The organism is Flavobacterium sp. FG68, assembly GCF_057808895.1.
In genome coordinates, this window is record NZ_JBMDIY010000007.1 from 1 (window position 1) to 26,037 (window position 26,037).

Genomic DNA, 26,037 nt, shown 5'->3' on the forward strand with positions numbered 1-26,037 from the left:
CTAATAATCTGTGGCAAAAATTAATTCGTGAAAATTCGTGCAATTCGTGGCAAACAATCTAAAAGATAAGTCCCTACGGGACATTTTTATTGCTATCACATTTTTTCTACCGATATATAATCTCTACGAGATATACAAGATTAGTGTTTAGATAAATCTTTTTAATCCTAATAATCTGTGGCAAAAATTAATTCGTGAAAATTCGTGCAATTCGTGGCAAACTTATTTTAAACCTAATTCAGCTATTTTCATTCGTTTATATTCCTTAATTTTGCTGAAAATTTTTGTAAAAAGTGGGAAGTAAAAATAAACTAAAAAGATTCAGAGAAAACGAAACATTTCAAAACGTTTTTCAACCAACAAGAGAAGAAGTTGTAGGCAATTTAATGCCTTTGAGAGGAAAATGGAATTCGGATTTCTTTAAAAATGATAATCCTCTGGTTTTAGAATTAGGATGCGGGAAAGGTGAATACTCAGTTGGATTAGCAGAAAAATATCCCAACAAAAATTTTATCGGAATTGACATTAAAGGTGCGCGCTTCTGGCGTGGTGCTAAAACTGCTGTTGAAACCGGTCTTCATAATGTTGCTTTTGTTCGTACTCAAATCGAACTTATCAATCATATTTTTGCTGAAAATGAAGTGGATGAAATCTGGATTACTTTTCCGGATCCACAGATAAAATACAAGAGAACAAAACACAGAATGACGAATTCTGAGTTCTTGAAATTATACAAAAAAATCCTTAAAAAAGACGGTGTCGTAAATCTTAAAACCGACAGTGAATTTATGCACGGTTATACGCTTGGACTGCTTCACGGAGAAGGCCACGAAGTTTTGTATGCAAACCATAATGTATACAGAAACGAAGGAAGCCCGGAAGAAGTTACTGCTTTTCAAACATTTTATGAAAAACAATATTTAGAAATTAACAAGGCAATTACGTATATTCGTTTTAAAATTAAAGACTAATTTAATTTTAAAAAAATCTTTTAATCGCTTAAACAACTGAATGGTATATCTTACTCCATTACTTTCAGGCTTTATTGCCGCTGCAATTGGGATTATTCCGCCGGGATTAATCAATATGACGGCAGCCAAAATAAACCTGAAAGAAGGAAAAAAGAATGCTTTATGGTTTGTTATTGGTGCTGTTTTAGTGATTTTTTTTCAGGTTTACGTTGCGGTATTATTTGCGCAGGTAATCGACAATCGCCCGGATGTTGTTACTTTATTACGTGAAATAGGTTTTGTTATTTTTTCGATCTTAACAATATACTTTTTGTTTATTGCGAAAGAGCCAAAAACCAAAAAGAAATCAAAGATTAAAAAGAGCAGTAAAAAAAGCCGTTTCTTCCTTGGAATGCTGCTTTCTGCATTAAACTTTTTCCCTATTCCGTATTATGTTGTGGTAAGTGTGACTTTGGCATCGTACAATCTTTTTGTGTTTGAAAACAGCATTATTTTCACTTTTGTTTTAGGATCTATTTTGGGTTCGTTTGCTGTTTTGTACAGCTATATTGGTTTCTTTGAAAAGATCGAAAAGAAAACCGATTATTTAATGCGAAACATGAATACTATTATTGGAAGCATTACAGGTTTAGTTGCCGTTGTGACACTTTTTAATATTTTGAATTACTATTTCGGGTAAAATTTATAGGCCACAGATTATACGGATTAAAATGATTTTTTTACATTGTGGTTAAATGTTTTACACGGATTTATTTAGCAGATCTAAACGATTTTAAAAAAATAATCTGTTTAAATCTGCAAAATCTGCGGGAAACTTAATTTTTTATAGACAAAGAAAAATCCTTTTAATCCGTGTATCCCGATAGCTATCGGGAGTGGCAAAAAAATAATTATGGCTGAGGAAAATTTTTTCGAAAGAGTTTATGTAATTGCCAGACAAATTCCGTTTGGGAGGGTAACTTCTTATGGTGCAATTGCAAAGGCTTTAGGAACCGCACGTTCGGCACGAATGGTGGGCTGGGCAATGAATGCGTGCCATAATATGGACGATGTTCCTGCACATAGAGTCGTAAACCAAAAAGGGCTTTTGACAGGAAAACATCATTTTGACGGAACTAATTTAATGCAGCAGCTTTTAGAAAACGAAGGTATTAAAGTAGTAAACAATCAAATTGTCGATTTCGAAAAACACTTTTGGAAACCTGAAGTGCAGTACTAAAATTTTTCACCATATAAGTGATATAAGTTCATTTTAGAGCTTCCTGCAAGGTTTCTAAAACCTTGTAGGTATAAATATCTTTTAACTAATTACCTATAATTGGTAACTATAAAACACCTACAAGGTTTTAGAAACCTTGCAGGAGACGCGAAGGAAACTTTGTCAAAGTTGAATACTAATACTTCTTTTTAAATGAACTTATATAACTTATATGGTTCATATTAAATAAGGCAGATCACAAAGCTCGTTTTATCTTCATCAGTTTGGTAGCTTAGGTAGCCGCCGTGTGCTTCGATAATGTTTTTAGAAAGCGTTAAACCAATTCCGGCGCCGTCTTTTCTGGTGGTGAAAAAAGGAAGAAATATTTTGTCCTGAATTTCAGGGTCGATTCCTTTTCCGTTATCCGAAATTGAAATGAAAAAGCGATTGTTCTCGGTATAACTCGAAACATACATTTTCTTTTCGCTTTTTTCTTTCAAAGCATAAACACTATTAGTAATCAAATTAATAATTACCTGTTCCATTTGGTTTTTATCAATCATAATAGAACGTGAACTGTGAATATCGTTTATCAATTCGATATTTTCTGCTTTCAAAATCGGACTCATAATTCGCAGGCAGTCTTCGAAAAGAGCGTTGATTGGTGTCATTTGTTTCGTTGGCGTGGGCAGCATGGCGAGTTTACGATAATTCTCTACAAAAACCTGCAAATGATCGCTTCGGTTTATTATGGTCGAAATACTGCTTTTAATGTCATCAAAATCATCTTCTTCTAAACTTTCCTGATCAACAATATGAAGTAAATTCTGCGAAAGCGCACGAATTGGCGTTAAGGAATTCATTAATTCATGCGAAATAATCTTCATCAAATTAATCCACGCTTCTTTTTCTTTTTTCTCAATAACACGCTGAATACTGTCTAATAAAATGATATAATATTCTTTGTTATAGGTTTGTGTTCGGGAAGTCTGCAGCATAAAAGTCTGCAAATCCTGTTCTTCAATTTTAATCGAAATTGCCGATTTTAATTCGCTGAAATCCGTTTTTTCAATTTCATTGCAAAGTGAGGGCAGGTAATTTTTAAGATATTTCCAATGGCTTACTTTTGGAACTTTAAATAAATCAGAGAAACAGTCATTCATCAAAAATATATCCCAGTCTTCGTTTCCTTTTTCAAGGATTAAAGCTGCGGTGTCAATATTATTTAAAAGCGAATGATAAATCATTTCTTTTGATGTCTGTTCTTGCTGTTGCACTTTTAAATTTTCATATAAAAGATACAGGCTTTTAAAATTGTCTTTTTTATTCTCTTCGGGGAAATTGGTAGAAAAATCATTCTGAAGAATCGAAAGCAAAGTTCTGTCGTAAAACTGGAGTTGTTTTTTTACATAAAGATACATTTCGGCTAAGAATATAAAAACGAAAAAACCAACCAAAAGTGCGTTGTAATAGAACATTTTATAAATTAGAAAAACGCAGACAAAAAAGAGAATCATTACAAACAAGACTCTCACAAATAAAGCGTTATAAAATTTCCAGTTTTTCATTGTTATTTTTTATTTGCCACAGATTAAAAGGATTAAAATGATTTTTTATACTTTGTCATGAAATTTTTAATTTCCCGCAGATTCTGCAGATTTTGGGGATTAATTATAATTCATTTTTATCAGCTAAATCTGCAGAATCTGCGAGAAACTAAAATTTAGGTAAAAGAAAAATCTTTTTAATCTGTAAAATCTGTGGCCAAAATTATCTTAGTTTTTCAAATCGTATTTTTCAATTCTTCTGTACAAAGCAGCTCTTGATAAACCTAATTCTTCGGCGGTTTTTGAGATGTTTCCGTGATGTTTAAAAAGCGCTTTCTCGATTGCTGTTTTTTCCATTTCAGATAACGGATTATCATCATTTTCCTGAATTTCTTCAAAATCGAGAATATCTAAATCGGTTACAGAAATCGTGTTGTTTTCAGCTAAAATAAGGGCGCGTTCGATTTTGTTTTCCATTTCACGGACATTTCCTTTCCACGGATATTTTTCTAAATATGGCGCGACATTTTCTTCAAAATGCCATCCCGAAGCTTCGGGACCATGATTGTATTTTTCGGCAATATTTTCAAGAATAAAATTAGCCATCGGAACAATATCATCTTTTCGTTCGCGCAACGAAGGCAGATTTATTTCCATTGTATTAATTCTGTACAGTAAATCTTCTCGAAAGGTTTTATTTTTTACCTCAGCTTTGATATCATTATTTGTTGCCGAAATTATTCTGACATTTAAAGGTCTTGGTTTGCTTTCGCCTAAACGTGTAACGGTTTTAGTTTGCAGAACGTGCAATAATTTGGATTGTAAATGAAGCGGAATATTCCCAATTTCATCCAGAAAAATGGTTCCGTTTTGCGCCATTTCAAACCTTCCGGGCGTATCGGTTTTGGCATCTGTAAAAGCGCCTTTTGCGTATCCAAAAAGTTCGCTTTCGAATAAATTATCACTTAAAGATCCTAAATCAACATGAATAAAAGGTTCTTTTTTTCGTACCGAATTTTGATGGATAAACTCTGCAAAAACATATTTTCCGGTTCCGTTTTCTCCTAAAATCAAAACGTTTGCATCTGTTTTGGCTACTTTCTCGGCAATAGAATACGCTTGTTTTATTTTTTGAGATGTGCCTACAAAATACCTTTTTTCTGTTTTTTCAACAATTTGTTTTTTGCTGTTTTTTCGGCTTTCGGCGACAGCCTTATCAATTGTTTCCAGTAATTTTTCGTTATGCCAGGGTTTTAAAACATAATCAAAAGCGCCAATTTTTATTCCTTCAACCGCTGTATCAATTTTTCCAAAAGCGGTCATTAAAATGACAATTGTATTTGGTGAAAGGTTTTTTACTTCTTTCAGCCAATGAATTCCTTCGCGTCCGTCTTCAAAACCAATTCTATAATTCATGTCCAGCAAAACGACATTAATTTCGTTTTCACTCAAAATTGAAATGATTTTTTTGGGATTGTTTGTTGTAAAAATCGTTTCAAAATGTTTTTTAAGAATCATTTTTGCCGAAAAAAGAATTTCTTCCTGATCGTCAACGACTAATATTTGGGCTTGCTTTTTTCTCATACTGATATTTTTTGTCCGATTTTGAACGGTCAACTGTTCATTATCGAACACTTTGTTTTTGGATGTTTTTTAAAGCCTGTTTAAAATCAGGGCTTTGCAAAAAATAAATTTTATGGCACAGTATTTACCTATTGATTATCAGCAAATTATTTAAAAAAATGGACACAATAATTCCTCGTAAAAATAGAAAATTTAGATATCTCACAATAGCAATTGGAGTTTTTTTAGCTTTGGCCGCAATTCTCTTTTTTTCTTTTAATTCAAAAAGAAGTTTAAATGTAAAAGCCGAGGAACTTTCAATTCATAAAGTTGAAAAAGCTTTTTTTGAAGATTTTGTGGTTTTTCAGGCAAAAGTTGAACCGTTGAACGTAATGCTTGTAAACGTTACAGAAGGAGGATCTGTAAAAGAGATTTTTGTAGAAAACGGCGCAATGGTTACAAAAGGACAATCGCTTGCTCGTTTATACAACCCGAATACAGAATTGAATTATTTGACTCAGGAAACTGCTATTATCGAGCAGATCAACAATTTGAATACGGGAAAACTGAATATTAGAAATCAGGAATTGAATTTGACTAAAGATTATGTTTTAATCGAACATGATTATAATGATGCTAAAAGATTGTATGATTTAAATGCAAAATTGTTTGCCAAAGATGTGATTTCAAAAAACGACTGGAATACTTTTAAGGAAAGTCTTCGTTTTCAGGAAGAACGTAAAAAAACAATTCAGCAAAGTATTCAAAAGGAAAAACAATCAAATCAATTGCAGATTTCTCAAATTAACCGTTCGATTCAAACAATGGAAATGAGTTTGGAGATCTTAAGAAATAACAAAAAGAATTTTTTGATTACTGCTCCAGAATCTGGCCGACTGACTTCTTTTGAACCGGTTTTAGGAAAGACGTTTCAGGCTGGGGAAAGCATCGGAAAAATTGACTCTAAAAAAGGCTATAAATTATCTGCCGATGTTGATGAGTTTTATTTGGAAAAAATTCGCGAAGGTTTAAAAGGTCAGGTTGAATTTAAAGGGAAAACGCTGGAAGTTATTGTTACTAAAGTAATTCCGGAAGTTAAAAACGGGCATTTTATTGTAGAATTAGCTTTTACATCTAAAGAAGAGATTGCTTTGCAGGACGGTTTAAGTTTTGGCGTAAAGCTGATTTTATCTGAGAAAAATAAAATACTGGTGGTACAAAAAGGAAGTTTTAATCAGGAAACTGCGGGGAAATGGATTTTTGTAGTAAAAGGAAATAAAGCCGAAAGAAGAAATATAAAATTAGGAAGAGAAAATCCTTCGTATTATGAAGTTCTGGAAGGTTTGAAAGAAGGCGAATCTGTGATTATTTCTTCTTATTCAGATTATAAGGACATTGAGGAACTTTCGATTCAGCCGCAGTAATTAGTTTACAGTCGCGGTGTTCAGTCGCAGTTTAGCAAATGTCTACCACGAATTTACACTAATTATTATACGCATTACGAAAAATTAATTCGTGAAAATTCGTGGAATTCGTGGCGAAACCAAAATATAAAAACATCAATCATCAATCAAAAAACGTAATTAATAACTAATCTTTTAAAATATGATAACGATACAAAATTTAACCAAAGTATTTAGAACAGAAGAAGTTGAAACTGCTGCTTTAAGCGGTATTAATTTAGAAATTAAAAAAGGGGATTTTTTAACTATTATGGGGCCTTCTGGCTGCGGGAAATCTACTTTATTAAATATTATCGGGCTTTTAGACAGCGCTTCTACTGGAAGTTATAAATTACTGGATCAGGAAATGATTGGTTTAAAGGAGAAAGGAAGAGCTGCTGTTCGTAAAGAAAACATTGGTTTTATTTTTCAAAACTTCAACTTGATCGATGAACTTTCGGTTTATGATAATATCGAACTGCCTTTGCTTTACAATAATGTAAAAGCATCAGACAGAAAACAAAAAATTGAAGCTATTGCTGAGAAATTAAATATTTCACATCGTTTGAAACATTTTCCGCAGCAGCTTTCAGGAGGTCAGCAGCAAAGGGTTGCGGTTGCAAGAGCTTTGGTTAATGATCCTAAAATTATACTTGCCGATGAGCCAACAGGAAATCTGGACAGTAAAAATGGTAATGAGGTAATGGAACTTTTAACTGATTTACATGCTAAAGGTGCTACAATTTTGATGGTTACCCACTCTGATTATGACGCTTCTTTTTCGCAAAGAACGATTCATATGAAAGACGGTGTTATATTCTCTGAAAAATTAAATCAACGCAATGTTGATGTTTTTATGGACGCTAAATAATCGAAAAAATGATAAAATTTGTTATTACTGCAATCTTAGTTCTGGTGGGATTTGTTTGCAAAATTTTTACCCTTCTATAAAAGGCAAAACAGCCTTTAGACCAAAAAATAACTAACGTAATTATAAAACTTATACCATGATTTTTAACTGGTTTAAAATATTTATTTATCATTTAAGACAAAGCAAATTGTTTTCGCTTTTAAATGTTTTAGGATTAAGCATTGGGGTTGCCAGCGTGATTTTTGCCATTTTATACTGGAATAATGAGCATGCTTACAATCAATGGAATCCGGAGAAAGAAAATGTATATCAGGTTCTGAATAAAATAGGAAGAACCGGAGACACCTGGGCTACAAGTTCAATTCCGTTTGGACAAACCTGCAAGGCAACAATTCCTGAAATTGAGCAGATTTCCTTTATGCATAATTGGTATAACGAAGCTGCTATAAAGTATCAGAACAAAAAAGTAATCGATAAAAAGATAACAGTAACGGATAATAACTTTTTTGATTTTTTTCCTTTTCCAATTATAAAAGGTGCTAAAAAAGATATTTTAAAAGATAAAAACAGCGTTGCTATTTCTGAAGAACAGGCTAAACTGCTTTTTAATAATGAAGATCCTATTGGAAAATCCATTACTTACAATGATAAGTCCTATATCGTAAAATCTGTTTATCGCATTGTGACACCTTCTTCTATTGAACCTAACTATGTTTTTGGTGATATTGTGCGTGAAAGTGACATTAACAGCTGGGGAAATTTTAATTATGGTTTGATGATTAAAATTAAAAAAGGTGCTGATCCTGTTTCGGTTTTGAAGAAAATGCATAACGTAAATTATGTAAACAGAACTCTAAAAGATGCTAAAGAAAGCGGACAGACCGTTGAGCAGTACATCAAAGAAAATGGAGAAATAGAGATTATACTTGACCAGCTGAAAACGCTGCATTTACATGGCACAAAAACTTCGGGATCTGCTACTCCGGAGTTTAAAGGAAACCTACAGCTTATTTATATTATGGCTGGTTTATCAATATTAATTTTAGTTTTATCATTGGTAAACTATATTAATCTTGCCACAGCTTCTGCCATAAAACGTGCTAAGGAAGTTGGTGTTCGTAAAATTGTTGGTGCTTCAAAAAACCAAATTATAGCGCAGTTTATATTCGAAACAACAATAATTGTAATGTTGTCTATTTTGTTTGCTTTGGCAATTGTTGAACTTTCTCTTCCGTATTATAATTCTTTTTTAAGAAAGACTTTGACTATGAATGGCGGTGAATTTTACCTGCAGCTCATTTTGATTTTTGGATTAGTAATCATTCTTGCGGGTATATTCCCTGCCATTTATATCTCAAATTTCGAAACTTTAAAAGTTTTAAAAGGTAATTTCTCCAGAAGTAAAAGCGGTATCTGGATTCGAAATTCGATGCTTATTTTTCAATTCGGAATTGCAACATTTTTTATCATTGGTGCTTTGATCGTAAATTCTCAGGTAGATTATATGATGAATAAAGATCTTGGTTTTAATGGTAATCAGGTTATCAGAGTTCCATTTAATCATAACGATTATAAAACAAAGGGTGAAAAATATCAATTAACAAAACAAGAAGTTCTTAAAATATCAGGCGTTCAGGACGTTTCTACTTTTGCCGGTACATTTGGTAACAGTACTAATTCTAGTTCGGGTTTTACGCACAATGGTGTTTTTGTTCAGCCGCGAAATGTTGAAATGGATTTTGGTTTTCTTGATATGATGAAAATTAAAGTGGTTGAAGGTCGTGATTTATCTCCAAAATTTGCATCAGATACTGTTAGCAACTGGCTTATAAATGAAACACTGGCTAAATCATTAGGACTTAAAAGTCCTATAAATACGGTGATCACTTCCGGCTGGGGAGATGAAAAGGGAAATTTAAAGTTTAAAGTTGTTGGAATTGTAAAGGATTTTCACATTACGGGATTGCAGAATAAAGTTCCGCCAATGATTTTTGTTAATCTTAAAACATTGAAATGGAATAACTTTGATAATGTATATATAAAAGTTTCTCCAAATAATTTATCTGAAACATTAGAAAAATTAAAAACATATTGGGAGAAAAATGTAAATCCAGATTATCCTTTTGATTATGAATTTGTAAACAAAGGATTTGCAAAAACTTATGAGCAGCAAGTCAAACAAAAAGATTTGTTTTTTATCCTGAATCTGGTTGTAATCACAATTGCTGTTTTTGGATTGTTTGCTTTGGCATCATTTTCGATGGAAAGAAGACTTAAAGAAATTGCGATTAGAAAAACGCTTGGCGCAGAAACTGATGTTTTACTGAAAGAATTATCTAAACAATATATTCTTTTCTGTTTAATGGGATTTGGAATTGGAATTGTTCCGGCTTATATTTTATTGCAAAAATGGCTGGAGGATTTTGCTTTCAGAATTAATGTTTCGCCCGTTCCGTTTAGTATTGCGCTTGTTTCGCTGTTAGTTCTTACTTTGCTGATTGTTTTGGCAAAAGCGTATCAGGTAACCAAAATAGACGTTTTAAAATATTTAAAATACGAATAAGCTTGTAGACCATTTTTTTAAAAGAATCCCCGTCAGATATTAGAATCTTGACGGGGATTTGTTTTTTATTTTAAGGCAACCGGATCAGCATACAGCAGTTTATCTAAACGTTTATCGCGGTCATAAACATCTGGATAGAAGCCAATTTCGCCGTCATCGTTTACCCAGGCGGTAAAATATCCTATATAAATTGGAATTTTATTTTTGAGCATGCAGGTAGTTTCTTTTTCGCCGCTCATCGCCTGATTAATTTTATCAACCGGCCATTCAGGATTGTCTTTTAAAATTTCTAGTGCCAGTTGTTTGGCTTCTTTTACATTAATACAGCCGTGGCTGAAAATTCGTTTTTCAAATTCAAATAAACTTTTTGCAGGTGTATCGTGCAGGTAAATATCATTTGGGTTTGGAAACATAAATTTGACTAATCCCAAAGAATTGTCCGGACCGGGTTTTTGTCTTACGTGACCTCCGTTCCATTCCATATTATGATCAGCGAGATAGTTTTTATCTTCGGCTATTTTCAGTTTTAATTCATTTTGAATAATACTTGTTGGAACATACCAATACGGACTAAAAACAATTCGGTCGATATTACCACTAAAAATCACCGTTTCTGTCATTCGCGTTCCCACAAAAACATCCGAAACCAAATCATATTTTCCATTCTTTACATAAACCAGTCTAAACGACGGAATATTTACCATTACATATTCATCTGCTTTTGCCAGTTTAGTGGGAATCCATCTGCAGCGTTCCATGTTCAGCATAATGGTGCGGATTCTGTTTCCAATTGGCTCGTTCATCTGATCAATTTGTTCTTTTGTAAAAGTATAATTCAGTTTGAGTCCATATCGTTTTTTGTATTTTAAAACGGCGTCCATCATTTCCTGATCATAATATTGACTTTTAGAATCTTCTTTTAAATCACCAACTACAAACAAACGTTCTCTAATTTGCTGGATAACTTTTCCGCTGTCTAAAGGTTTTAGCTCCTTAAAGTTTGCTTCGTCAATGTCAATTTTTTTCCAAAGACCGTTTTTTTCAATATTTCGATATCTCTGTAATACATCCTGAAGTTTATAATATTGGCCAAAAAGAAGGTTTTCATCCTTATTCAATCGGTTGGGATCCCCCATTAACGAATCTAAAATTCGATCGTACGAAATTGTTTTGGCTGGAAGATACCAGCCAATTTTTTTCAAAGTCTCTGCATCCACTCCAGAATATACATTACTGGCATAAAATACATACATATTTGACAACAGCAGTTCTGTGTCTATTTGCGGCAGTTTATTTGAAACATTTTCATTAAAAACATTATCAACCAAGTCCATATAAGGCATTTCGGCATTGATTCCCTGCTCTTCTAAAAGGCTTACTTTATGATATAATAAGGCGCCAAATTCGCTGACACTTTTATCATCATACCAAATCGTGTTATATGCTTTCTTTTTATAAAGATCTTCAACGTCTTTTTGATATTTTTTTAGTTTGGGATACTTCGCATAAAAGTTATTTATTGAAGCGGCATCAATTGTTCCTAAAACGAATTTGTTTTTGAGTTTAAAAATGTTTTCAAACTCAGAATTTTCATTTTTAATTTTCGATGTATGGCTTGCCGCATTAATAGAAAACATTAAAAAACTACAAGCAATAATTACAGTAAGAGAAGTAAAATTTCGCATATTTTTAAGGTTTAAATTTTTAATATTAAATCATTTAAAAAATATCGAAAACTCATAACGAAGCTCCAAAAATAAGTTTTCATACTTTTTTGTACTATTTGGAAATCTTAGATTTAAGGCACTCAAATTTAATCAAGATATTTGACAATTCTTACATTTACTGCCGTAAATTTCATACATTTTTGTGTTGGCTGTAATTATAAGAAATCATTACAGAATAAGGTTTCAAAACCTATTTTTGAATTGTAATGGTTTTAAATAATCAGGATTCATCATTTTGGCTAATCTCAATATCAATAAATACAATTTAAAAGGGTTTAAATCCGAACTTAATCTGTTATCTTTGCAGTCTGAAATCAGTTTAAATTAATATAGATTTTTAAATCGGTTTCTTTCCATATATAATAGCACAATAAAATGAAATTAGATAGAAAAGAAATTCTTAAAGCTTTAGAAACAATCACTATAGCGGGAGAAGGAAAAAATATGGTCGAAAGCGGTGCGGTTGCTAACGTACTTACTTTTGGCGACGAAGTTGTTGTTGATTTAGTATTGCATACGCCAGCGATGCATATTAAAAAAAGAGCTGAAGACGATATTAAAAAAACGATTCACGAATTAATATCTCCCGATGCTAAAATTAAAGTAAATATTAAAGTTGAAACTCCGGAGAAAGCCGAAATTAAAGGTCGTGCTATTCCGGGAATTAAAAATATTATTGCCGTTGCTTCCGGAAAAGGAGGAGTTGGTAAATCAACCGTTACTGCAAATATTGCCGTTACGCTTGCAAAAATGGGTTTTAAAGTTGGAGTTTTAGATGCCGATATTTATGGGCCTTCTATGCCAATTATGTTTGATGTTGAGAATGAAAAACCTGTTTCGATTACTGTTGACGGAAAATCGAAAATGAAACCAATTGAAAGTTATGAAATTAAAATGCTTTCTATTGGATTTTTTACAGCACCAAGCCAGGCAGTAATCTGGAGAGGTCCAATGGCTGCAAAAGCATTAAACCAAATGATCTTTGATGCAGACTGGGGAGAATTAGATTTTATGCTTCTTGATTTACCTCCGGGAACTGGAGATATTCACCTTTCTATAATGCAGTCTTTACCTATTACGGGAGCTGTTGTAGTAAGTACACCGCAGGCTGTAGCTCTTGCCGATGCTAAAAAAGGAGTTTCGATGTTTATGCAGGATAATATTAATGTTCCTGTTTTGGGAATTATCGAAAACATGGCTTACTTTACACCTGAAGAATTGCCAAATAATAAATATTATATCTTTGGACAAGAAGGTGCAAAAAATCTTGCAGCAGATTTAGATGTTCCGTTTTTAGGGGAAGTTCCAATTGTACAGTCTATTCGTGAAGCGGGAGATTATGGACGTCCTGCAGCTTTACAAACTGCTTCGCCTATTGAAGCTGTTTTTGAAGAAATCACCAGAAACGTAGTTCAGGAAGTAGTAAACAGAAACGAAAGTCTTCCTGCTACTGAAGCCATTAAAATTACAACTATGGCAGGCTGCTCTGCAGTTAAAAAAAATTAAATAATTAGATAATGAGATAATACGGCAATTAGGTAATTATCTAATTGGCACATTTTCACAATTGACACATTAATTATGACAACAGAAGAATTAACAAATAATGTTTTATTGGCCTTAGACGAAATCAGGCCATTCTTAAAGTCTGACGGCGGAGATATTTCGCTAATTTCTATAGATGACGATAAACATGTAAAAGTTCGTCTGGAAGGCGCATGCATAAGCTGCAGCGTAAACCAGATGACACTTAAAGCCGGAGTAGAAACTACTATAAAAAAATATGCACCGCAAATTGAAACTGTGGTAAATATCATGTAACAAAAAACGATATTTTTCCTGTTGCTTTTGATTTGTTGAATTAACAAGAATAATAGGCCTTTAAGTGGAAAGATTTATAAAAATTCAATAAACCAGCTCGATTATTGTGGTTTTTTGAGGATTTCATAAAAAACAATATAAAGATTTAAGAGTTTTAGTTAACTATTTGTTGCATTTTTAACTTAAATTTGTGACATAACCCTTAATCTTATATTTTATGAAGAAATTTTACACTCTATTTTTGTTAGTGTTTTTTGCGTCAGGCATTTATGGGCAAAATAAAACAGTTGTTGTTGACAAAGCTTGGATAAGCGAAGCCGAAGAATGGTCAGATTTTACATACTCAGGAAAAATTGTATTTTCAATTAACCCTGCTGACGCACCTGGAACTTTAAGTATTGGAAATTATGATTTCTTATACGATTTTGTTGATGGAAAGGGAAAATTTTCAAACAAAGCAACGTACAGCTCAGCTCAGTTTTTGAATCCGAGAAAAGTTTCTGCAACGACAGACAAACAAGGAGTTTTAAACTCTACTTACGAAGGCACATTAATTTTTCAATCTGACAGAGATTATTATTCAGTAGTTGCTGTTATTACAATTCTTGAGAAAAGCGATACTATTTTAGGCGTAAAAATGCGTCTTAAAGAAAGCAACGGAAAAGAATACGCTTTTAGTACAAAACCTACGAGTTAGTATAAATACGAGGATTTTTTCACGTTATAAAATCCTACCAATAAAATTCCAATAATAAATGGATGTATTAATAAAGATTAAAGATCGAGAAGGAGTTATACACGAATTACAGGCTCCGACTGATATGGCAATGAATATAATGGAGTTATGCAAGGCATACGAACTTCCTGTTGAAGGAACCTGTGGAGGAATGGCCATGTGTGCTTCCTGCCAGTGTTATGTTCTAAATGATGTTGCGTTACCAGAAATGGGAGATGAAGAAGAGGCTATGCTTTCGGAAGCGTTTTATGTTAAATCTAATAGCCGCTTAGGCTGTCAGATCCCAATTACTGAAGAATTAGAAGGACTCGAATTAGAACTGGCTCCGGAATATTAAAAAATACAAAAGCGAGAATCAAATTAGTTCTCGCTTTTTTTATCGTTACGATTTAAACCTGACAGGTTTCTGTTCTCTATACACAAACAAAAGGCATCAAAAAAGCCGTAATTACATTACTGCAATTACGGCTTTTTCTTTATAACAATTTTCTTTAATCTCTAATTATACCAAACCTGCCTGAATTAAATATTCAGCAATTTGAATAGTGTTTGTTGCTGCGCCTTTTCTTAAGTTATCTGCAACGATCCACATATTTAATGTGTTTGGCTGGCTTTCATCACGACGGATTCTTCCAACAAATACATCATTTTTACCTTCTGCATATAATGGCATTGGGTAAGTAAATGTATCTAAATTATCCTGCACCACTACTCCATCAGTATTGTGTAGAATTTCACGAACTTCATTTACTTCAAAATCATTTGTAAACTCAACATTTACTGCCTCACTATGTCCGCCTACAACTGGTACACGAACTGCCGTAGCTGTAACTCTGATGGTGTTATCACCAAGAATTTTTTGAGTTTCACGCACTAATTTCATTTCTTCTTTAGTGTATCCGTTATCTTCAAAACTATCGCAGTGTGGAATTGCATTTCTGTGAATTGGATATTTGTAAGCCATATCACCCTGAATTCCTGCGTATTCATTTTCTAATTGTTTCACAGCTTTTACACCAGTTCCGGTAATAGATTGGTAAGTAGAAACGATGATTCTTTTAATGTTGTATTTTTTATGCAAAGGAGCCAAAGCTAATACCATTTGAATAGTAGAACAGTTTGGATTTGCAATAATTTTATCTTCTTTTGTTAATACAGATGCATTAATTTCTGGAACTACTAATTTTTTAGTCGGGTCCATTCTCCATGCAGATGAATTGTCGATAACAGTTGTTCCGGCAGCAGCAAATTTTGGAGCCCATTCTAAAGATGTATCACCTCCGGCAGAGAAAACCGCAATATCAGCTTTCATATCTACAGCAGTCTGTAAAGCAACAACTTTATATTTAGTTCCTTTATATTCAATTTCTTTTCCTACTGATCTTTCAGATGCAACAGGGATTAATTCTGTAACAGGAAAATTTCTTTCTGCTAAAACTTTCAGCATTACTTCGCCAACCATTCCGGTAGCACCTACAACTGCAATTCTCATTATTTATATTTTTAAATAGCTATTAATCTAATTTTACTCTGCAAAAATAGTTATAATAAAAACGAAAACAACATGCTTCACAAAAAATAACAAAATGTTATAAATTAAACAAAGTATAAAAAAACCGCTCCAATCAAGAAGCGGTTAAGTTAGACTTAGTGTAGCGGTATATTGTATTATTGTTTATTTTTCAAAAGATCTCTAATTTGAGTAAGCAGTTCTTCCTGAGTCGGTCCGGCTGGTGCAGCGGGAGCAGGATCTTCTTTCTTTTTAAGATTGTTTATTCCTTTAATGATTAAGAATAAAACAAAAGCAACGATTATAAAGTTAATTACTGCCGATAGAAACAAACCATATTTGACACCTCCAAAAGCCGTCAGTTCTTCGATAGTTGATAAATGCGCCGCGTCTAATGCCGGTTTCAATATCAATGGTGTTATTACATTTTCAATTAATGAGCTTACAATTTTACCAAAAGCTGCTCCAATAATCACACCGACAGCCAAATCGACTACGTTGCCTTTCATTGCAAATTCCTTAAATTCTGAAAATACACTCATAATTATTTCTTTTAGTTTATAAATTAATTATACCGAAAATACGTAATTTTCTTTAGAGTTTCCAAAATCTATCTAAAAAATACTCGTTTCACACGTTGCGAAATACTTGTCATTATTTCATAAGGAATGGTTTTTAAAGCTTCGGCCATTTCGATAACGGTTGGGCTTTCGCCGAAAATAATTACCAAATCGCCTTCTTTACAATCAATATGACTTACATCAACCATTAACATATCCATACAAACGCTTCCTACGATATAGGCTTTTTGATTTTTAATGGTTACAAAACCAACCTGATTGCCCCATAATCTCGAAATTCCATCTGCATAACCAATTGGGATTGTGGCAATTTTGGTTTCTTTTTCGGCCATAAAACGACGCCCGTAACCTACGCTGTCGCCAGTTGGAATAGTGCGAACTTGTGAAATAATAGATTTTAATGTACCTACATTTTCCAAATATTTCTGCTCTAACGGATCATTTGAAACGCCGTATAAACCAATTCCTAAACGAACCATATTATATTGTGCATCTGGAAAATTACTAATTCCCGATGTATTTAAAATATGACGGATTGGGTTTATGTTTAATTCTGTCATTAATTTTGAAGATAATTTTTCGAATAAATTAATCTGTTTAATGACAAAATCATAATGGTTTAAATCGTCGCTTGTTGCCAAATGTGATAAAATACTCTGAACACGAACGGTTGAATTTCCTTTTAAAGTTGCAATTAATTCATCGATTGTATTGTCTTCAAAACCCAAACGATGCATTCCGGTGTCGACTTTGATATGAATTGGAAAATCTTTTAAATTCTTTTCTCTGGCAATTTTCAAAAAGGCATTTAATCCTTTTATACTGTAAATTTCAGGTTCTAATTTATATTGAATTATCGAAGGAAAGCTGGTCGATTCTGGATTTAAAACCATAATTGGCAGTTTTATTCCGCCGTTTTTCAGCGAAATTCCTTCATCGGCGAAAGCCACACCTAAATAATTTACTTTATTATGTTCGAGTAATTTTGCAATTTCAAGTCCGCCGTTTCCATAACCAAAAGCTTTCACCATAACCATGATTTTTACATCGTCGGCAAGTTTTGATTTGAAATAATTTAAATTATGGTTTATGGCATCAAGGTTAATTTCGAGAACCGTTTCATGTGTTTTTTCTTCAAGAAGCGAAACAATTTCTTCAAACTGAAACGATCTTGCTCCTTTTATTAAAATCGTTTCATTATTGAAATTCAAGTTTTCAATTTCGGCGATAAATTCTGCCGTATTTTGAAACATCGTACTGTTTGGGAATTTATCTGCAAAAGATGAAATCGTAGTTCCAATTCCGATAACGCGGTTGATTTTATTATCCGAAATTAACTGTGCAACTTTAGAATAGAGTTCTTCATTTGAAAATCCGCTTTGAAAAATATCTGATAATATGACAGCCTTTGAAGCGTTCTTTTTCTGACTTTCTAAAAAGTCTAAAGCAATTTTCAGCGATTGAAAATCGGAACTGTAACTATCGTCAATTAAGCTGCAATTGTGAATTCCATTTTTAACTTCCAAACGCATTTCAACCGGATAAAGCAGTTTTACACGATTTTGAATAACCTCAAAATCATAATTAAAACGCAGTAAAACCAATAAACAGGAAATGGTATTTTCAATAGAAGCAGAATCACTAAACGGAATTTCTAAATTGAAAACCTCGTCTTTATATTGATATTTAATTACTGTCGAATCATTTTTAGTTTCTTTGATCAGAATAAAAACATCGGCAGAAGCATCTGTAAAACTCCATGAAAATAACGTCCTGTTTTGAAGCGGATATTCGGCAGAAAAATCTAAAAGACATTGATCTGCCAATTCATTTTTTTGATAGATTATTACGGCTGAATTTTTGAAAAGCAGTAATTTTTCTTTGATTTTTTGTGTCAGATTTTCGAAACCTTCATCGTGCGCAGAACCTATACTGGTTAAAATGCCAATATTGGGTTTGATAATTTTTTCGAGATTAACCATTTCGTTAACCGTTGAAATTCCGGCTTCGAAAATTCCTAAATTATGTTTTTCATTTATGGCAATAACAGAAAGCGGAACGCCAACTTGTGAGTTGTAACTTTTTGGGCTTCGGATAATATTATAATCGGGACTTAAAAGAAAATTAAGCCATTCTTTTACGATGGTTTTTCCGTTACTTCCGGTTAAACCAATTATAGGAAAATCAAATAAATCACGATAATAACCCGCTAATTCCTGAAGTGCTTTGAGGGTATTTTTTACGACAAAAAAATTAGCTTTTCCTTTTACATTTTCGGGAATATACTGAACGACAAAATTCTGAACGCCTTTTTCTATCAACTCTGAAATATACAAATGAGCATCGTTATTAACCCCGGAAAGAGCAATAAACAATGTTTTAGACCCGTTTTGTAAAGAACGGCTGTCGATCGAAATATGATCAACAAAAATATCAGAATCTGAACCTATCCATTCGGCGTTAAAAACTGGGATTAGGCTTTTTAAATTTATGCTCATTTAGTAATTTCTTTTTGTCAAATTTAAAAAAAGGTTTGCCATGAATTCATTTTTAGATGTAAAAAAGAGTTTGCCACGAATTACACTAATTTCCACGAATTATATTATTTGTTGAATGCTCAAATATTAGCCACAGATTAAAAAGATTCTCACAGATTAGAAATCCTTTTAATCCTTTTAATCTGTGGCAAAAAATTAAAAAAATAATTCGTGGAAATTAGTGTAATTCGTGGCGAGAAAAAAATGCTAATAATTTGTGAAAATTTACGCAGTTAATTGCAAAAAACATTAATTCCTTATATTTGTTCAATACCACAAAATAATACGTTTTGAAAAAAATACTTCCATTATTCTCCTATATACTCCATCCGATTTTTATATCGATGTACGCTACATTATTATACCTTTATTGTAAGGATGATATTTTTACAACGCAGGAAAAATACTTTGTTCTGTTTCAAATTTTGGTTATTACCATTATTGTTCCCATTCTGTTTTTCATGCTGTTACGCTCAACCGGACACGTAAAATCGATGATGCTTCCGGAAAACTCTCAACGTCGCATTCCGCTTATTTTACAATGCTTTTTATATATTTTATTAGTAAAAAGAAGTATTGTAATTACCCGTTATCCTGAATTGCATTTCTTTTTTCTGGGTGCGCTATTTAGTACAATATTAGCCTTGGTATGCTCGCTTTTTAAAATTAAAGCCAGTCTGCACATGACCGCTATTACAGGGTTTACAATCTTTGCAATTGGATTAAATATTCATTTACAAATGCACAATCCGTATTGGGGCGCGTTGTTAATTTTATTGTCTGGAATTGTGGCTTCGTCCCGATTAGAAATGAATGCTCATACACCAAAAGAAATATCAATTGGTTTGTTAATTGGTGTTTTGCCTCAGGTATTATTTTTGTATTTGTGGTTATAAAATGTAGAATATCAATCCTGCGTTGAGCGTTTTCATGGTTACTTTTTCTCCGGTTAATGTGGTAACACCATCTTTAAACAGCGGACTCAAACCATAATACAAATAAACATTCCAGGTATTGTAACCCGCAGAAATATAAGGCCCGTATTGGAATTTATTAATGGCATCATTATTATTTATACGATATGTATTTTCCCCATCGTCTAAAATAGAAGTACTAGAAAAGATATAACTTAATTTTACTCCGCCATAAATTCTCCAGAATTTTGTGCTTTCATAGGTCGAATTACGCCATCTAAATTCTATTGGAAGTTCTACAGAATATTGTCTGTATCGATTTGAAGAAATTTCTCCGGCATCTACAACATTATAAACTACGGCTCCGTTTCCATCTTTTGAAATACCAAAATTTTGATAGTAATTTTGGTAACTCAATCCTAAACCAGCTGCAATAGAAACTGTTCTGGTTTTATTGATTGGCATGTCGCGCAAAAATCCGCCCGAAAGTCCAAGAGAAAATTTGTTCTGTTTGAATTTTTGAGGAATATCTGTAAACATATTATAGGTTACAGAAAAATAAAACTGATCTTCTCTGTACAAAGAATCTATTTTAACTATAGGTTTTATTTCTGCTTTGACATCTTCTTGCGAAAAAGCATTAAAAAATGAAACTAAAAACAAACAGCTAAATAGAAATCGCATATAATTTTTTGAGTTTAAAAGAGGTTCTGTAAAATAAACGCTTAATTGAATCGATTTATTTCACTTACAAATATAATATAATGATAGTTCAGGTAGCGATTAGAAAGCAATTATTCTGTTTTTGATGACGAATATTTGTGTTTGCTGAACTTTTTTCAAAGAATCTGCATTAGAATTCAAAAAATGAATTTGATCTTTTATACCTTTGTCCTGTATGAAGAAAAAACAGCTCATATTAAGTTTCTCTTTTGCTGTCACAATATTGTTCTCGATATTGTTTCAGTCCATACACAGTTATGAGCATATTGTAAAACAGCTTTCAGAAAAACAATGTCACCACAATTATAATGATCCAAGTGGCGAAATAACGCATCAGCACCATAATTACGACCTTTGTTATGTTTGTAATTTTGCTTTTGGAAGTTATATTGTTCCTGAAACTTTTTCTTTTCAATTTCATTCTTTCAGCAGCGAAATCCCTTATTTTTTCCCGCTGTCAGAAAAGATTTTCTCCGTTTCAACCACTTCGTATTTATTACGAGGCCCTCCCGCTGCTATAGTTTCTTAATAATTCAACATCTCTTTTTTTAAAATCTAAATTCAAAACAACTTTGAGTTTCCTAATCCTGTTTATTAAATTGGGATTAGAATACTTTACTGTTCGTTTAAGTTTTTCATTTAAAAGAAGAAAATCCATTTAACTATAGCAAAATTTTCAAATGAAAAAATTAATAATTGCCCTTGTTTTAGGGTTTTCGGGCTTGCTTTCTGCCCAAAATTCGGTTTCAGGAACAGTAACTGATAATCAAAACCAGCCATTACCGGGCGTTTCTGTTTACGCTCAAGAATTGCATAAAGGAACAACGACTGATGCAAACGGAAAATACGAATTAAACAATCTTCCAAACGGGAATTTACGCCTGTCTTTTTCTTATGTTGGATATGCCACTCAAAATAAAAACATCTTAAAATTAGTAAAACAAAATACTGTTGACGTAACACTCGAAGAATCTATTTTAGAAATGGATGAAGTTGTCGTTTCTACGCCTTTCAACAAATTGCAATCGCAAAACGTAATGAAAATCGAGCATGAAAGCATTAAAACTTTACAGCAAAAAGGGACTTCAACTCTAATTGAAGGTTTGGCTACAATTCCCGGAGTTTCGCAAATTTCTACCGGAACATCTATTGGTAAACCGGTTATTCGCGGATTGAGCGGAAACCGTGTTTTAGTATATTCTCAAGGCGTTCGTATCGAAAACCAGCAGTTTGGAGACGAGCATGGTTTAGGTTTAAACGACGCCGGAATTGAAAGTGTTGAAGTTATTAAAGGCCCGGCATCGCTATTGTACGGTTCTGATGCTTTAGGAGGAGTTTTATACTTTAATCCTGAAAAATTTGCTGATGCCGGTACTTTTAAAGCTAATTTCAGTCAAAAATATTTTACGAATACAGAAGGAAGTAATTCTTCTATTGGATTAAAAACGTCTACTGACAATTGGAAATTTCTGGCGCGTGGAAGTTATAATACTCATTCTGATTATAAAATTGCTGATGGCGACCGCGTAACAAACTCTCGTTACAATGAAACGGATTTTAAAACTGGAATTGGTTATAGTAATTCAAGTTTCTCAAGTGTTTTAAGATACAATTACAACAAACTGGATATTGGGATTCCTGAAGATGGAATTGCAGAACAATCTTCAAGCAAAGACACGCAGTTTCCGAGACAGGGAATTTTTAATCATTTATTGAGTTTAAACAATGTGATCTTTTTTGAAAACTCGAAACTTGATGTTGATTTAGGTTATATTTCAAATGACAGAAGTGAGTTTGAAGACAGTAACAATGCTTCACTTCACATGAAACTGAATACTTTGAATTACAATTTAAAATATCATTTTCCTAAATTCGGAAAAATTGAAACGATTGTAGGTGTTCAGGGAATGCATCAAACGAATAAAAATTCGGGTGAAGAATATTTAATTCCAGATGCGACAACAAATGATTTTGGTGTTTTTGGAACTGCAAATTACGAATGGGACAACAGCGTTTTACAAGCCGGATTACGTTTTGACAACAGAAACGTTACTTCTGATGCGCACGGAATTGAAGGCGAAGAAGGTTATTTTTTACCTCTTGACAAATCTTTTGACAGTTTTAATGCTTCTTTAGGTTATAAAACAAAACTGGCTGAACCGCTTACACTTCGTTTAAATGTTGCAACCGGATTTAGAGCGCCAAACTTAGCGGAGTTAACTTCAAACGGGGTTCACGAAGGAACAAATCGCTATGAAATTGGAAATGCTGATTTGAAAACGGAACAAAACGTTCAGACTGATTTGAATTTAGAATACAAAAACACGCACTTCGAATTCTTCGTAAACGGATTTTACAATCACGTAAACAATTATATCTATACTTCGCCAACTGGGGAAACGCGTGACGATAATGATGTTTTTGCTGATATTCAGGATAATGCACAATTGTACGGAGGTGAAGTTGGTTTACACTTTCACCCGCATCCTTTAGACTGGTTGCATTTTGAAACTAGTTTTGAAACTGTAACGGGGAAAAAAGATAATAATGATTACTTACCGTTAATTCCTGCAAACAACTGGAATAATACGCTTAGAACTGAATTTAATATCAAAAACTGGTTAAGTGAAGGTTTTGCTTCATTAAACGTATCTTCAACTTTCAGCCAGGATAATGTGAGCGGTTTTGAAACGGCTTCTAAAGGGTATACTTTGGTTAATTTAGGTTTTGGAGGAACAGTAAAATTGGGTAAAACTGCTTTTGATATCAACCTGAACGGAAACAATTTATTCGATAAAAAATACATTGCACACCTTTCAAGATTAAAAACAGACGGAATCCCAAATATTGGAAGAAACATCGTTCTGGGCGTTAATTTCAATTTATAATTTTATTTAACAGCAAAGAGCGCAAGGAGTTTTCACAAAGTTCGCAAGGTTTTATTTAAGCTTTGTGATTAGAAAATATCCTTAGTACTTAAAAAATCTCGCAAAGACGCAGAGACGCAAAGTTTTAAAATTCTTTGCGACTTCGCGTCTTTGCGAGATTAAAAACATTGCGTACTTTGCGAAAAGACTTTGTGTCTTTGCGGTTAAAAAATATCTCACAAAAAGTGCTATTTTTGCTACAACTGTTAATCAAAAACTATGAAAAAAACCTTTCTTATAATGGCAATTACAACTGCAGGAATTTCATTTGGACAAAACAAAATTCAGTATCCGGAAACTAAAAAAGGAGAAACTGTCGACGTATATTTTGATACGAAAGTAAGCGATCCGTATCGTTGGCTTGAAGATGATAAATCTGCTGAAACTGGTGCTTGGGTAAAAGCTGAAAACGAAGTAACTTATGGATATTTAGATAAAATCCCGTTTCGCGAAGATCTTAAAAAGCGAATGGAGAAACTTTGGAACTACGAAAAAATAGGCGCTCCATCAAAAGAAGGAAAGTTTACTTATTACTCTAAAAATAATGGACTTCAAAATCAATCTGTTATTTACAGAAAAGATCAAAGTGAAAAAGAAGAGATTTTTCTGGATCCGAATACTTTCTCAAAAGACGGAACTACTTCGCTTGGCGGATTAGATTTTTCTAAAGACGGAAATAAAGCAGCTTATTCTATTTCTGAAGGAGGAAGCGACTGGAGAAAAGTGATTATTATTGATGCTTTATCTAAAAAAGTTCTGGAAGATACTCTTGTTGATGTAAAATTCAGCGGTATTTCATGGCTTGGAAATGAAGGTTTTTATTATTCTAGTTATGATAAACCAAAAGGAAGTGAACTTTCTGCAAAAACAGATCAGCACAAATTGTATTTTCATAAGTTGGGAACTTCTCAAAAAGAAGATAAAGTGATTTTTGGCGCAGATCAAAAAAGAAGATATGTTGGCGGCTATGTGACCGAAGACAATCATTATTTAGTGATTACTGCTGCTAATTCGACTTACGGAAATGAACTTTATATTAAAGATTTAAAAACGCCAAACAGTCCGATTATTACTATTGTAGACAACTTCAATAGTGATAATAATATTATCGAAAACGAAGGAAGTAAATTATTTATACAAACGGATTATAACGCTCCTAACGGACGCGTGGTTTCGGTAGATTTCAGTAATCCAAAACAGGAAAACTGGAAAGATTTTATTAAAGAAACAGAGAATGTTTTATCTCCATCTACAGGCGGCGGCTATTTCTTTGCCAATTATACAAAAGATGCTGTTTCATTGGTTTTACAATACGATTACAGCGGAAAACTAGTTCGCGAAATTAAGCTTCCTGCTGTTGGAACTGCCGGAGGATTTGGCGCAAAAAAGGAAGAAAAGATTTTATACTACAGTTTTACAAACTATACAACTCCGGGAACCATTTTTTCTTTTGAACCAAAATCTGGTAAATCAGAAGTGTATCAAAAACCAAAAGTTGATTTTAAAAGTGAAGATTATGAATCTAAACAAGTTTTCTACACTTCAAAAGACGGCACAAAAGTTCCTATGATTATTACGTATAAAAAAGGAACAAAATTAGACAGTAAAAACCCAACGATTCTTTATGGTTATGGCGGGTTTAATATTAGTTTGACTCCTGCATTTAGTATTTCGAATGCGGTTTGGTTGGAAAACGGAGGTGTTTATGCGGTTGCCAATTTAAGAGGCGGCGGTGAATACGGAAAAAAATGGCATGATGCGGGAACAAAACTTCAAAAACAAAATGTGTTTGATGATTTTATTGCTGCTGCAGAATACCTAATTGCTCAAAAATATACTTCATCTGATTATTTAGCGATTCGCGGAGGATCTAACGGAGGTTTATTAGTGGGTGCAACAATGACGCAGCGCCCTGATTTAATGAAAGTTGCTTTGCCTGCGGTTGGTGTTATGGACATGCTTCGTTATCACACTTTTACTGCTGGTGCGGGTTGGGCATATGATTATGGAACGGCTCAGGATAATAAAGAAATGTTTGAATACTTAAAAGGATATTCGCCTGTTCAAAACGTTAAAAGTGGTACTAAATATCCGGCAACTATGGTTACAACCGGGGATCATGATGATCGTGTTGTTCCGGCGCACAGTTTTAAATTTGCTGCTGAATTGCAAGACAAACAAGCAGGAGAAAATCCTGTTTTAATTAGAATTGATGTAAAAGCGGGTCACGGTGCAGGGAAATCTGTTGCAGCTACAATTCAGGAAAATGTAGACATTCAGGCTTTCACTCTTTACAATATGGGATTTAAAGCTTTGCCTAAGAAGTAAGACTTTAAGTTAAAATTTTATAGCCACGAATTCACGAATTTAATTTTGTGAATTTGTGGTTATTTTTTTTGCCACAGA

The 26,037-nt window shown here is 33.1% G+C and carries 21 protein-coding genes; 14 read left to right on the plus strand and 7 right to left on the minus strand.

The window, feature by feature from the left end:
* The first annotated feature begins 293 nt into the window (after window positions 1-293).
* From trmB to ACODSB_RS06130, 3 genes are all read left to right on the plus strand, one after another.
* Window positions 294-971, plus strand: a complete 678-nt coding sequence (gene trmB / locus ACODSB_RS06120; protein ID WP_053469925.1) for a tRNA (guanosine(46)-N7)-methyltransferase TrmB — start codon at window positions 294-296, stop codon at window positions 969-971.
* Between the two features lie 40 nt (window positions 972-1,011).
* Window positions 1,012-1,650 carry a LysE family transporter gene (locus ACODSB_RS06125; protein ID WP_053469924.1) on the plus strand — a complete coding sequence of 213 codons (639 nt, stop codon included), beginning with the start codon at window positions 1,012-1,014 and terminating at the stop codon, window positions 1,648-1,650.
* A 213-nt stretch (window positions 1,651-1,863) separates the two neighbouring features.
* Entirely contained in the window at window positions 1,864-2,190 is a 327-nt protein-coding gene (locus tag ACODSB_RS06130) for an MGMT family protein (RefSeq protein WP_053469923.1), read from the plus strand.
* Window positions 2,191-2,411: 221 nt separating this feature from the next.
* Here ACODSB_RS06130 and ACODSB_RS06135 read toward each other — a convergent pair whose 3' ends face one another.
* Together ACODSB_RS06135 and ACODSB_RS06140 are read right to left on the minus strand one after the other, a co-directional pair.
* Window positions 2,412-3,737 carry a sensor histidine kinase gene (locus ACODSB_RS06135; protein WP_488936386.1) on the minus strand — a complete coding sequence of 442 codons (1,326 nt, stop codon included), beginning with the start codon at window positions 3,735-3,737 and terminating at the stop codon, window positions 2,412-2,414.
* Between the two features lie 207 nt (window positions 3,738-3,944).
* Window positions 3,945-5,300, minus strand: coding sequence for a sigma-54-dependent transcriptional regulator (locus tag ACODSB_RS06140; protein WP_488936387.1), 1,356 nt, complete (start codon window positions 5,298-5,300; stop codon window positions 3,945-3,947).
* A gap of 158 nt (window positions 5,301-5,458) precedes the next feature.
* Here ACODSB_RS06140 and ACODSB_RS06145 point away from each other — a divergent pair, with 158 nt between their 5' ends.
* The 3 genes from ACODSB_RS06145 (at window position 5,459) to ACODSB_RS06155 (ending at window position 10,155) form a co-directional block, all read left to right on the plus strand.
* On the plus strand, window positions 5,459-6,703 hold the full coding sequence (locus ACODSB_RS06145; RefSeq protein WP_488936388.1) for an efflux RND transporter periplasmic adaptor subunit: 1,245 nt from the start codon (window positions 5,459-5,461) through the stop codon (window positions 6,701-6,703).
* Between the two features lie 181 nt (window positions 6,704-6,884).
* A complete protein-coding gene (locus ACODSB_RS06150; protein ID WP_180857211.1) occupies window positions 6,885-7,592 on the plus strand; it encodes an ABC transporter ATP-binding protein in 708 nt (235 codons plus the stop codon).
* A 136-nt stretch (window positions 7,593-7,728) separates the two neighbouring features.
* The gene (locus ACODSB_RS06155; RefSeq protein WP_488936389.1) at window positions 7,729-10,155 is read left to right on the plus strand and encodes an ABC transporter permease; all 2,427 of its coding nucleotides are present in this window, start codon (window positions 7,729-7,731) and stop codon (window positions 10,153-10,155) included.
* A 65-nt stretch (window positions 10,156-10,220) separates the two neighbouring features.
* Here the strand turns inward: ACODSB_RS06155 and ACODSB_RS06160 are convergent, their stop codons facing one another.
* On the minus strand, window positions 10,221-11,840 hold the full coding sequence (locus tag ACODSB_RS06160; RefSeq protein WP_488936390.1) for a L,D-transpeptidase family protein: 1,620 nt from the start codon (window positions 11,838-11,840) through the stop codon (window positions 10,221-10,223).
* Between the two features lie 417 nt (window positions 11,841-12,257).
* Here ACODSB_RS06160 and ACODSB_RS06165 point away from each other — a divergent pair, with 417 nt between their 5' ends.
* From ACODSB_RS06165 to ACODSB_RS06180, 4 genes are all read left to right on the plus strand, one after another.
* Window positions 12,258-13,388: an Mrp/NBP35 family ATP-binding protein gene (locus ACODSB_RS06165; RefSeq protein ID WP_488936391.1), complete on the plus strand. Its 1,131-nt coding sequence runs from the start codon at window positions 12,258-12,260 to the stop codon at window positions 13,386-13,388.
* A 75-nt stretch (window positions 13,389-13,463) separates the two neighbouring features.
* The gene (locus ACODSB_RS06170) at window positions 13,464-13,703 is read left to right on the plus strand and encodes a NifU family protein (protein WP_053469915.1); all 240 of its coding nucleotides are present in this window, start codon (window positions 13,464-13,466) and stop codon (window positions 13,701-13,703) included.
* Between the two features lie 217 nt (window positions 13,704-13,920).
* Complete coding sequence (locus ACODSB_RS06175; protein WP_488936392.1) at window positions 13,921-14,400, plus strand: hypothetical protein; 480 nt, start codon at window positions 13,921-13,923, stop codon at window positions 14,398-14,400.
* 58 nt (window positions 14,401-14,458) lie between these two features.
* Window positions 14,459-14,776: a 2Fe-2S iron-sulfur cluster-binding family protein gene (locus ACODSB_RS06180; protein ID WP_012023404.1), complete on the plus strand. Its 318-nt coding sequence runs from the start codon at window positions 14,459-14,461 to the stop codon at window positions 14,774-14,776.
* A 165-nt stretch (window positions 14,777-14,941) separates the two neighbouring features.
* On the opposite strand, the gene ACODSB_RS06185 is transcribed toward ACODSB_RS06180, so the two are convergent.
* From ACODSB_RS06185 to ACODSB_RS06195, 3 genes are all read right to left on the minus strand, one after another.
* Window positions 14,942-15,931: an aspartate-semialdehyde dehydrogenase gene (locus ACODSB_RS06185; protein ID WP_488936393.1), complete on the minus strand. Its 990-nt coding sequence runs from the start codon at window positions 15,929-15,931 to the stop codon at window positions 14,942-14,944.
* A 176-nt stretch (window positions 15,932-16,107) separates the two neighbouring features.
* Entirely contained in the window at window positions 16,108-16,491 is a 384-nt protein-coding gene (gene mscL, locus ACODSB_RS06190; protein ID WP_180857207.1) for a large conductance mechanosensitive channel protein MscL, read from the minus strand.
* A 68-nt stretch (window positions 16,492-16,559) separates the two neighbouring features.
* The gene (locus ACODSB_RS06195; RefSeq protein ID WP_488936394.1) at window positions 16,560-19,028 is read right to left on the minus strand and encodes a bifunctional UDP-N-acetylmuramoyl-tripeptide:D-alanyl-D-alanine ligase/alanine racemase; all 2,469 of its coding nucleotides are present in this window, start codon (window positions 19,026-19,028) and stop codon (window positions 16,560-16,562) included.
* 329 nt (window positions 19,029-19,357) lie between these two features.
* On the opposite strand from ACODSB_RS06195, the gene ACODSB_RS06200 reads away from it, so the two are divergent.
* A complete protein-coding gene (locus ACODSB_RS06200) occupies window positions 19,358-19,963 on the plus strand; it encodes a hypothetical protein (protein ID WP_256636692.1) in 606 nt (201 codons plus the stop codon).
* Here ACODSB_RS06200 and ACODSB_RS06205 read toward each other — a convergent pair.
* Window positions 19,958-20,665, minus strand: a complete 708-nt coding sequence (locus ACODSB_RS06205; RefSeq protein WP_180857205.1) for a porin family protein — start codon at window positions 20,663-20,665, stop codon at window positions 19,958-19,960. The genes ACODSB_RS06200 and ACODSB_RS06205 overlap by 6 nt on opposite strands.
* A gap of 214 nt (window positions 20,666-20,879) precedes the next feature.
* Here ACODSB_RS06205 and ACODSB_RS06210 point away from each other — a divergent pair, with 214 nt between their 5' ends.
* The 3 genes from ACODSB_RS06210 to ACODSB_RS06220 all read left to right on the plus strand — a co-directional run bounded on the left by ACODSB_RS06210 (window position 20,880) and on the right by ACODSB_RS06220 (window position 25,959).
* Complete coding sequence (locus ACODSB_RS06210) at window positions 20,880-21,233, plus strand: hypothetical protein (RefSeq protein ID WP_053471482.1); 354 nt, start codon at window positions 20,880-20,882, stop codon at window positions 21,231-21,233.
* Between the two features lie 151 nt (window positions 21,234-21,384).
* Complete coding sequence (locus ACODSB_RS06215) at window positions 21,385-23,592, plus strand: TonB-dependent receptor (RefSeq protein WP_488936395.1); 2,208 nt, start codon at window positions 21,385-21,387, stop codon at window positions 23,590-23,592.
* A gap of 258 nt (window positions 23,593-23,850) precedes the next feature.
* Window positions 23,851-25,959, plus strand: coding sequence for a prolyl oligopeptidase family serine peptidase (locus ACODSB_RS06220; protein ID WP_488936396.1), 2,109 nt, complete (start codon window positions 23,851-23,853; stop codon window positions 25,957-25,959).
* Window positions 25,960-26,037 lie beyond the last annotated feature (78 nt).

Coding starts and splice junctions, on each gene's coding strand:
- ACODSB_RS06145 (WP_488936388.1), top strand. CDS start 5,459: ATGGACACAATAATTCCTCGTAAAAATAGAAAATTTAGATATCTCACA.
- ACODSB_RS06165 (WP_488936391.1), top strand. CDS start 12,258: ATGAAATTAGATAGAAAAGAAATTCTTAAAGCTTTAGAAACAATCACT.
- ACODSB_RS06175 (WP_488936392.1), top strand. CDS start 13,921: ATGAAGAAATTTTACACTCTATTTTTGTTAGTGTTTTTTGCGTCAGGC.
- ACODSB_RS06130 (WP_053469923.1), top strand. CDS start 1,864: ATGGCTGAGGAAAATTTTTTCGAAAGAGTTTATGTAATTGCCAGACAA.
- ACODSB_RS06180 (WP_012023404.1), top strand. CDS start 14,459: ATGGATGTATTAATAAAGATTAAAGATCGAGAAGGAGTTATACACGAA.
- ACODSB_RS06150 (WP_180857211.1), top strand. CDS start 6,885: ATGATAACGATACAAAATTTAACCAAAGTATTTAGAACAGAAGAAGTT.
- ACODSB_RS06160 (WP_488936390.1), bottom strand. CDS start 11,840: ATGCGAAATTTTACTTCTCTTACTGTAATTATTGCTTGTAGTTTTTTA.
- ACODSB_RS06170 (WP_053469915.1), top strand. CDS start 13,464: ATGACAACAGAAGAATTAACAAATAATGTTTTATTGGCCTTAGACGAA.
- ACODSB_RS06215 (WP_488936395.1), top strand. CDS start 21,385: ATGAAAAAATTAATAATTGCCCTTGTTTTAGGGTTTTCGGGCTTGCTT.
- ACODSB_RS06125 (WP_053469924.1), top strand. CDS start 1,012: ATGGTATATCTTACTCCATTACTTTCAGGCTTTATTGCCGCTGCAATT.
- ACODSB_RS06155 (WP_488936389.1), top strand. CDS start 7,729: ATGATTTTTAACTGGTTTAAAATATTTATTTATCATTTAAGACAAAGC.
- ACODSB_RS06135 (WP_488936386.1), bottom strand. CDS start 3,737: ATGAAAAACTGGAAATTTTATAACGCTTTATTTGTGAGAGTCTTGTTT.
- mscL (WP_180857207.1), bottom strand. CDS start 16,491: ATGAGTGTATTTTCAGAATTTAAGGAATTTGCAATGAAAGGCAACGTA.
- ACODSB_RS06220 (WP_488936396.1), top strand. CDS start 23,851: ATGAAAAAAACCTTTCTTATAATGGCAATTACAACTGCAGGAATTTCA.
- ACODSB_RS06205 (WP_180857205.1), bottom strand. CDS start 20,665: ATGCGATTTCTATTTAGCTGTTTGTTTTTAGTTTCATTTTTTAATGCT.
- ACODSB_RS06210 (WP_053471482.1), top strand. CDS start 20,880: ATGAAGAAAAAACAGCTCATATTAAGTTTCTCTTTTGCTGTCACAATA.
- ACODSB_RS06140 (WP_488936387.1), bottom strand. CDS start 5,300: ATGAGAAAAAAGCAAGCCCAAATATTAGTCGTTGACGATCAGGAAGAA.
- ACODSB_RS06195 (WP_488936394.1), bottom strand. CDS start 19,028: ATGAGCATAAATTTAAAAAGCCTAATCCCAGTTTTTAACGCCGAATGG.
- ACODSB_RS06185 (WP_488936393.1), bottom strand. CDS start 15,931: ATGAGAATTGCAGTTGTAGGTGCTACCGGAATGGTTGGCGAAGTAATG.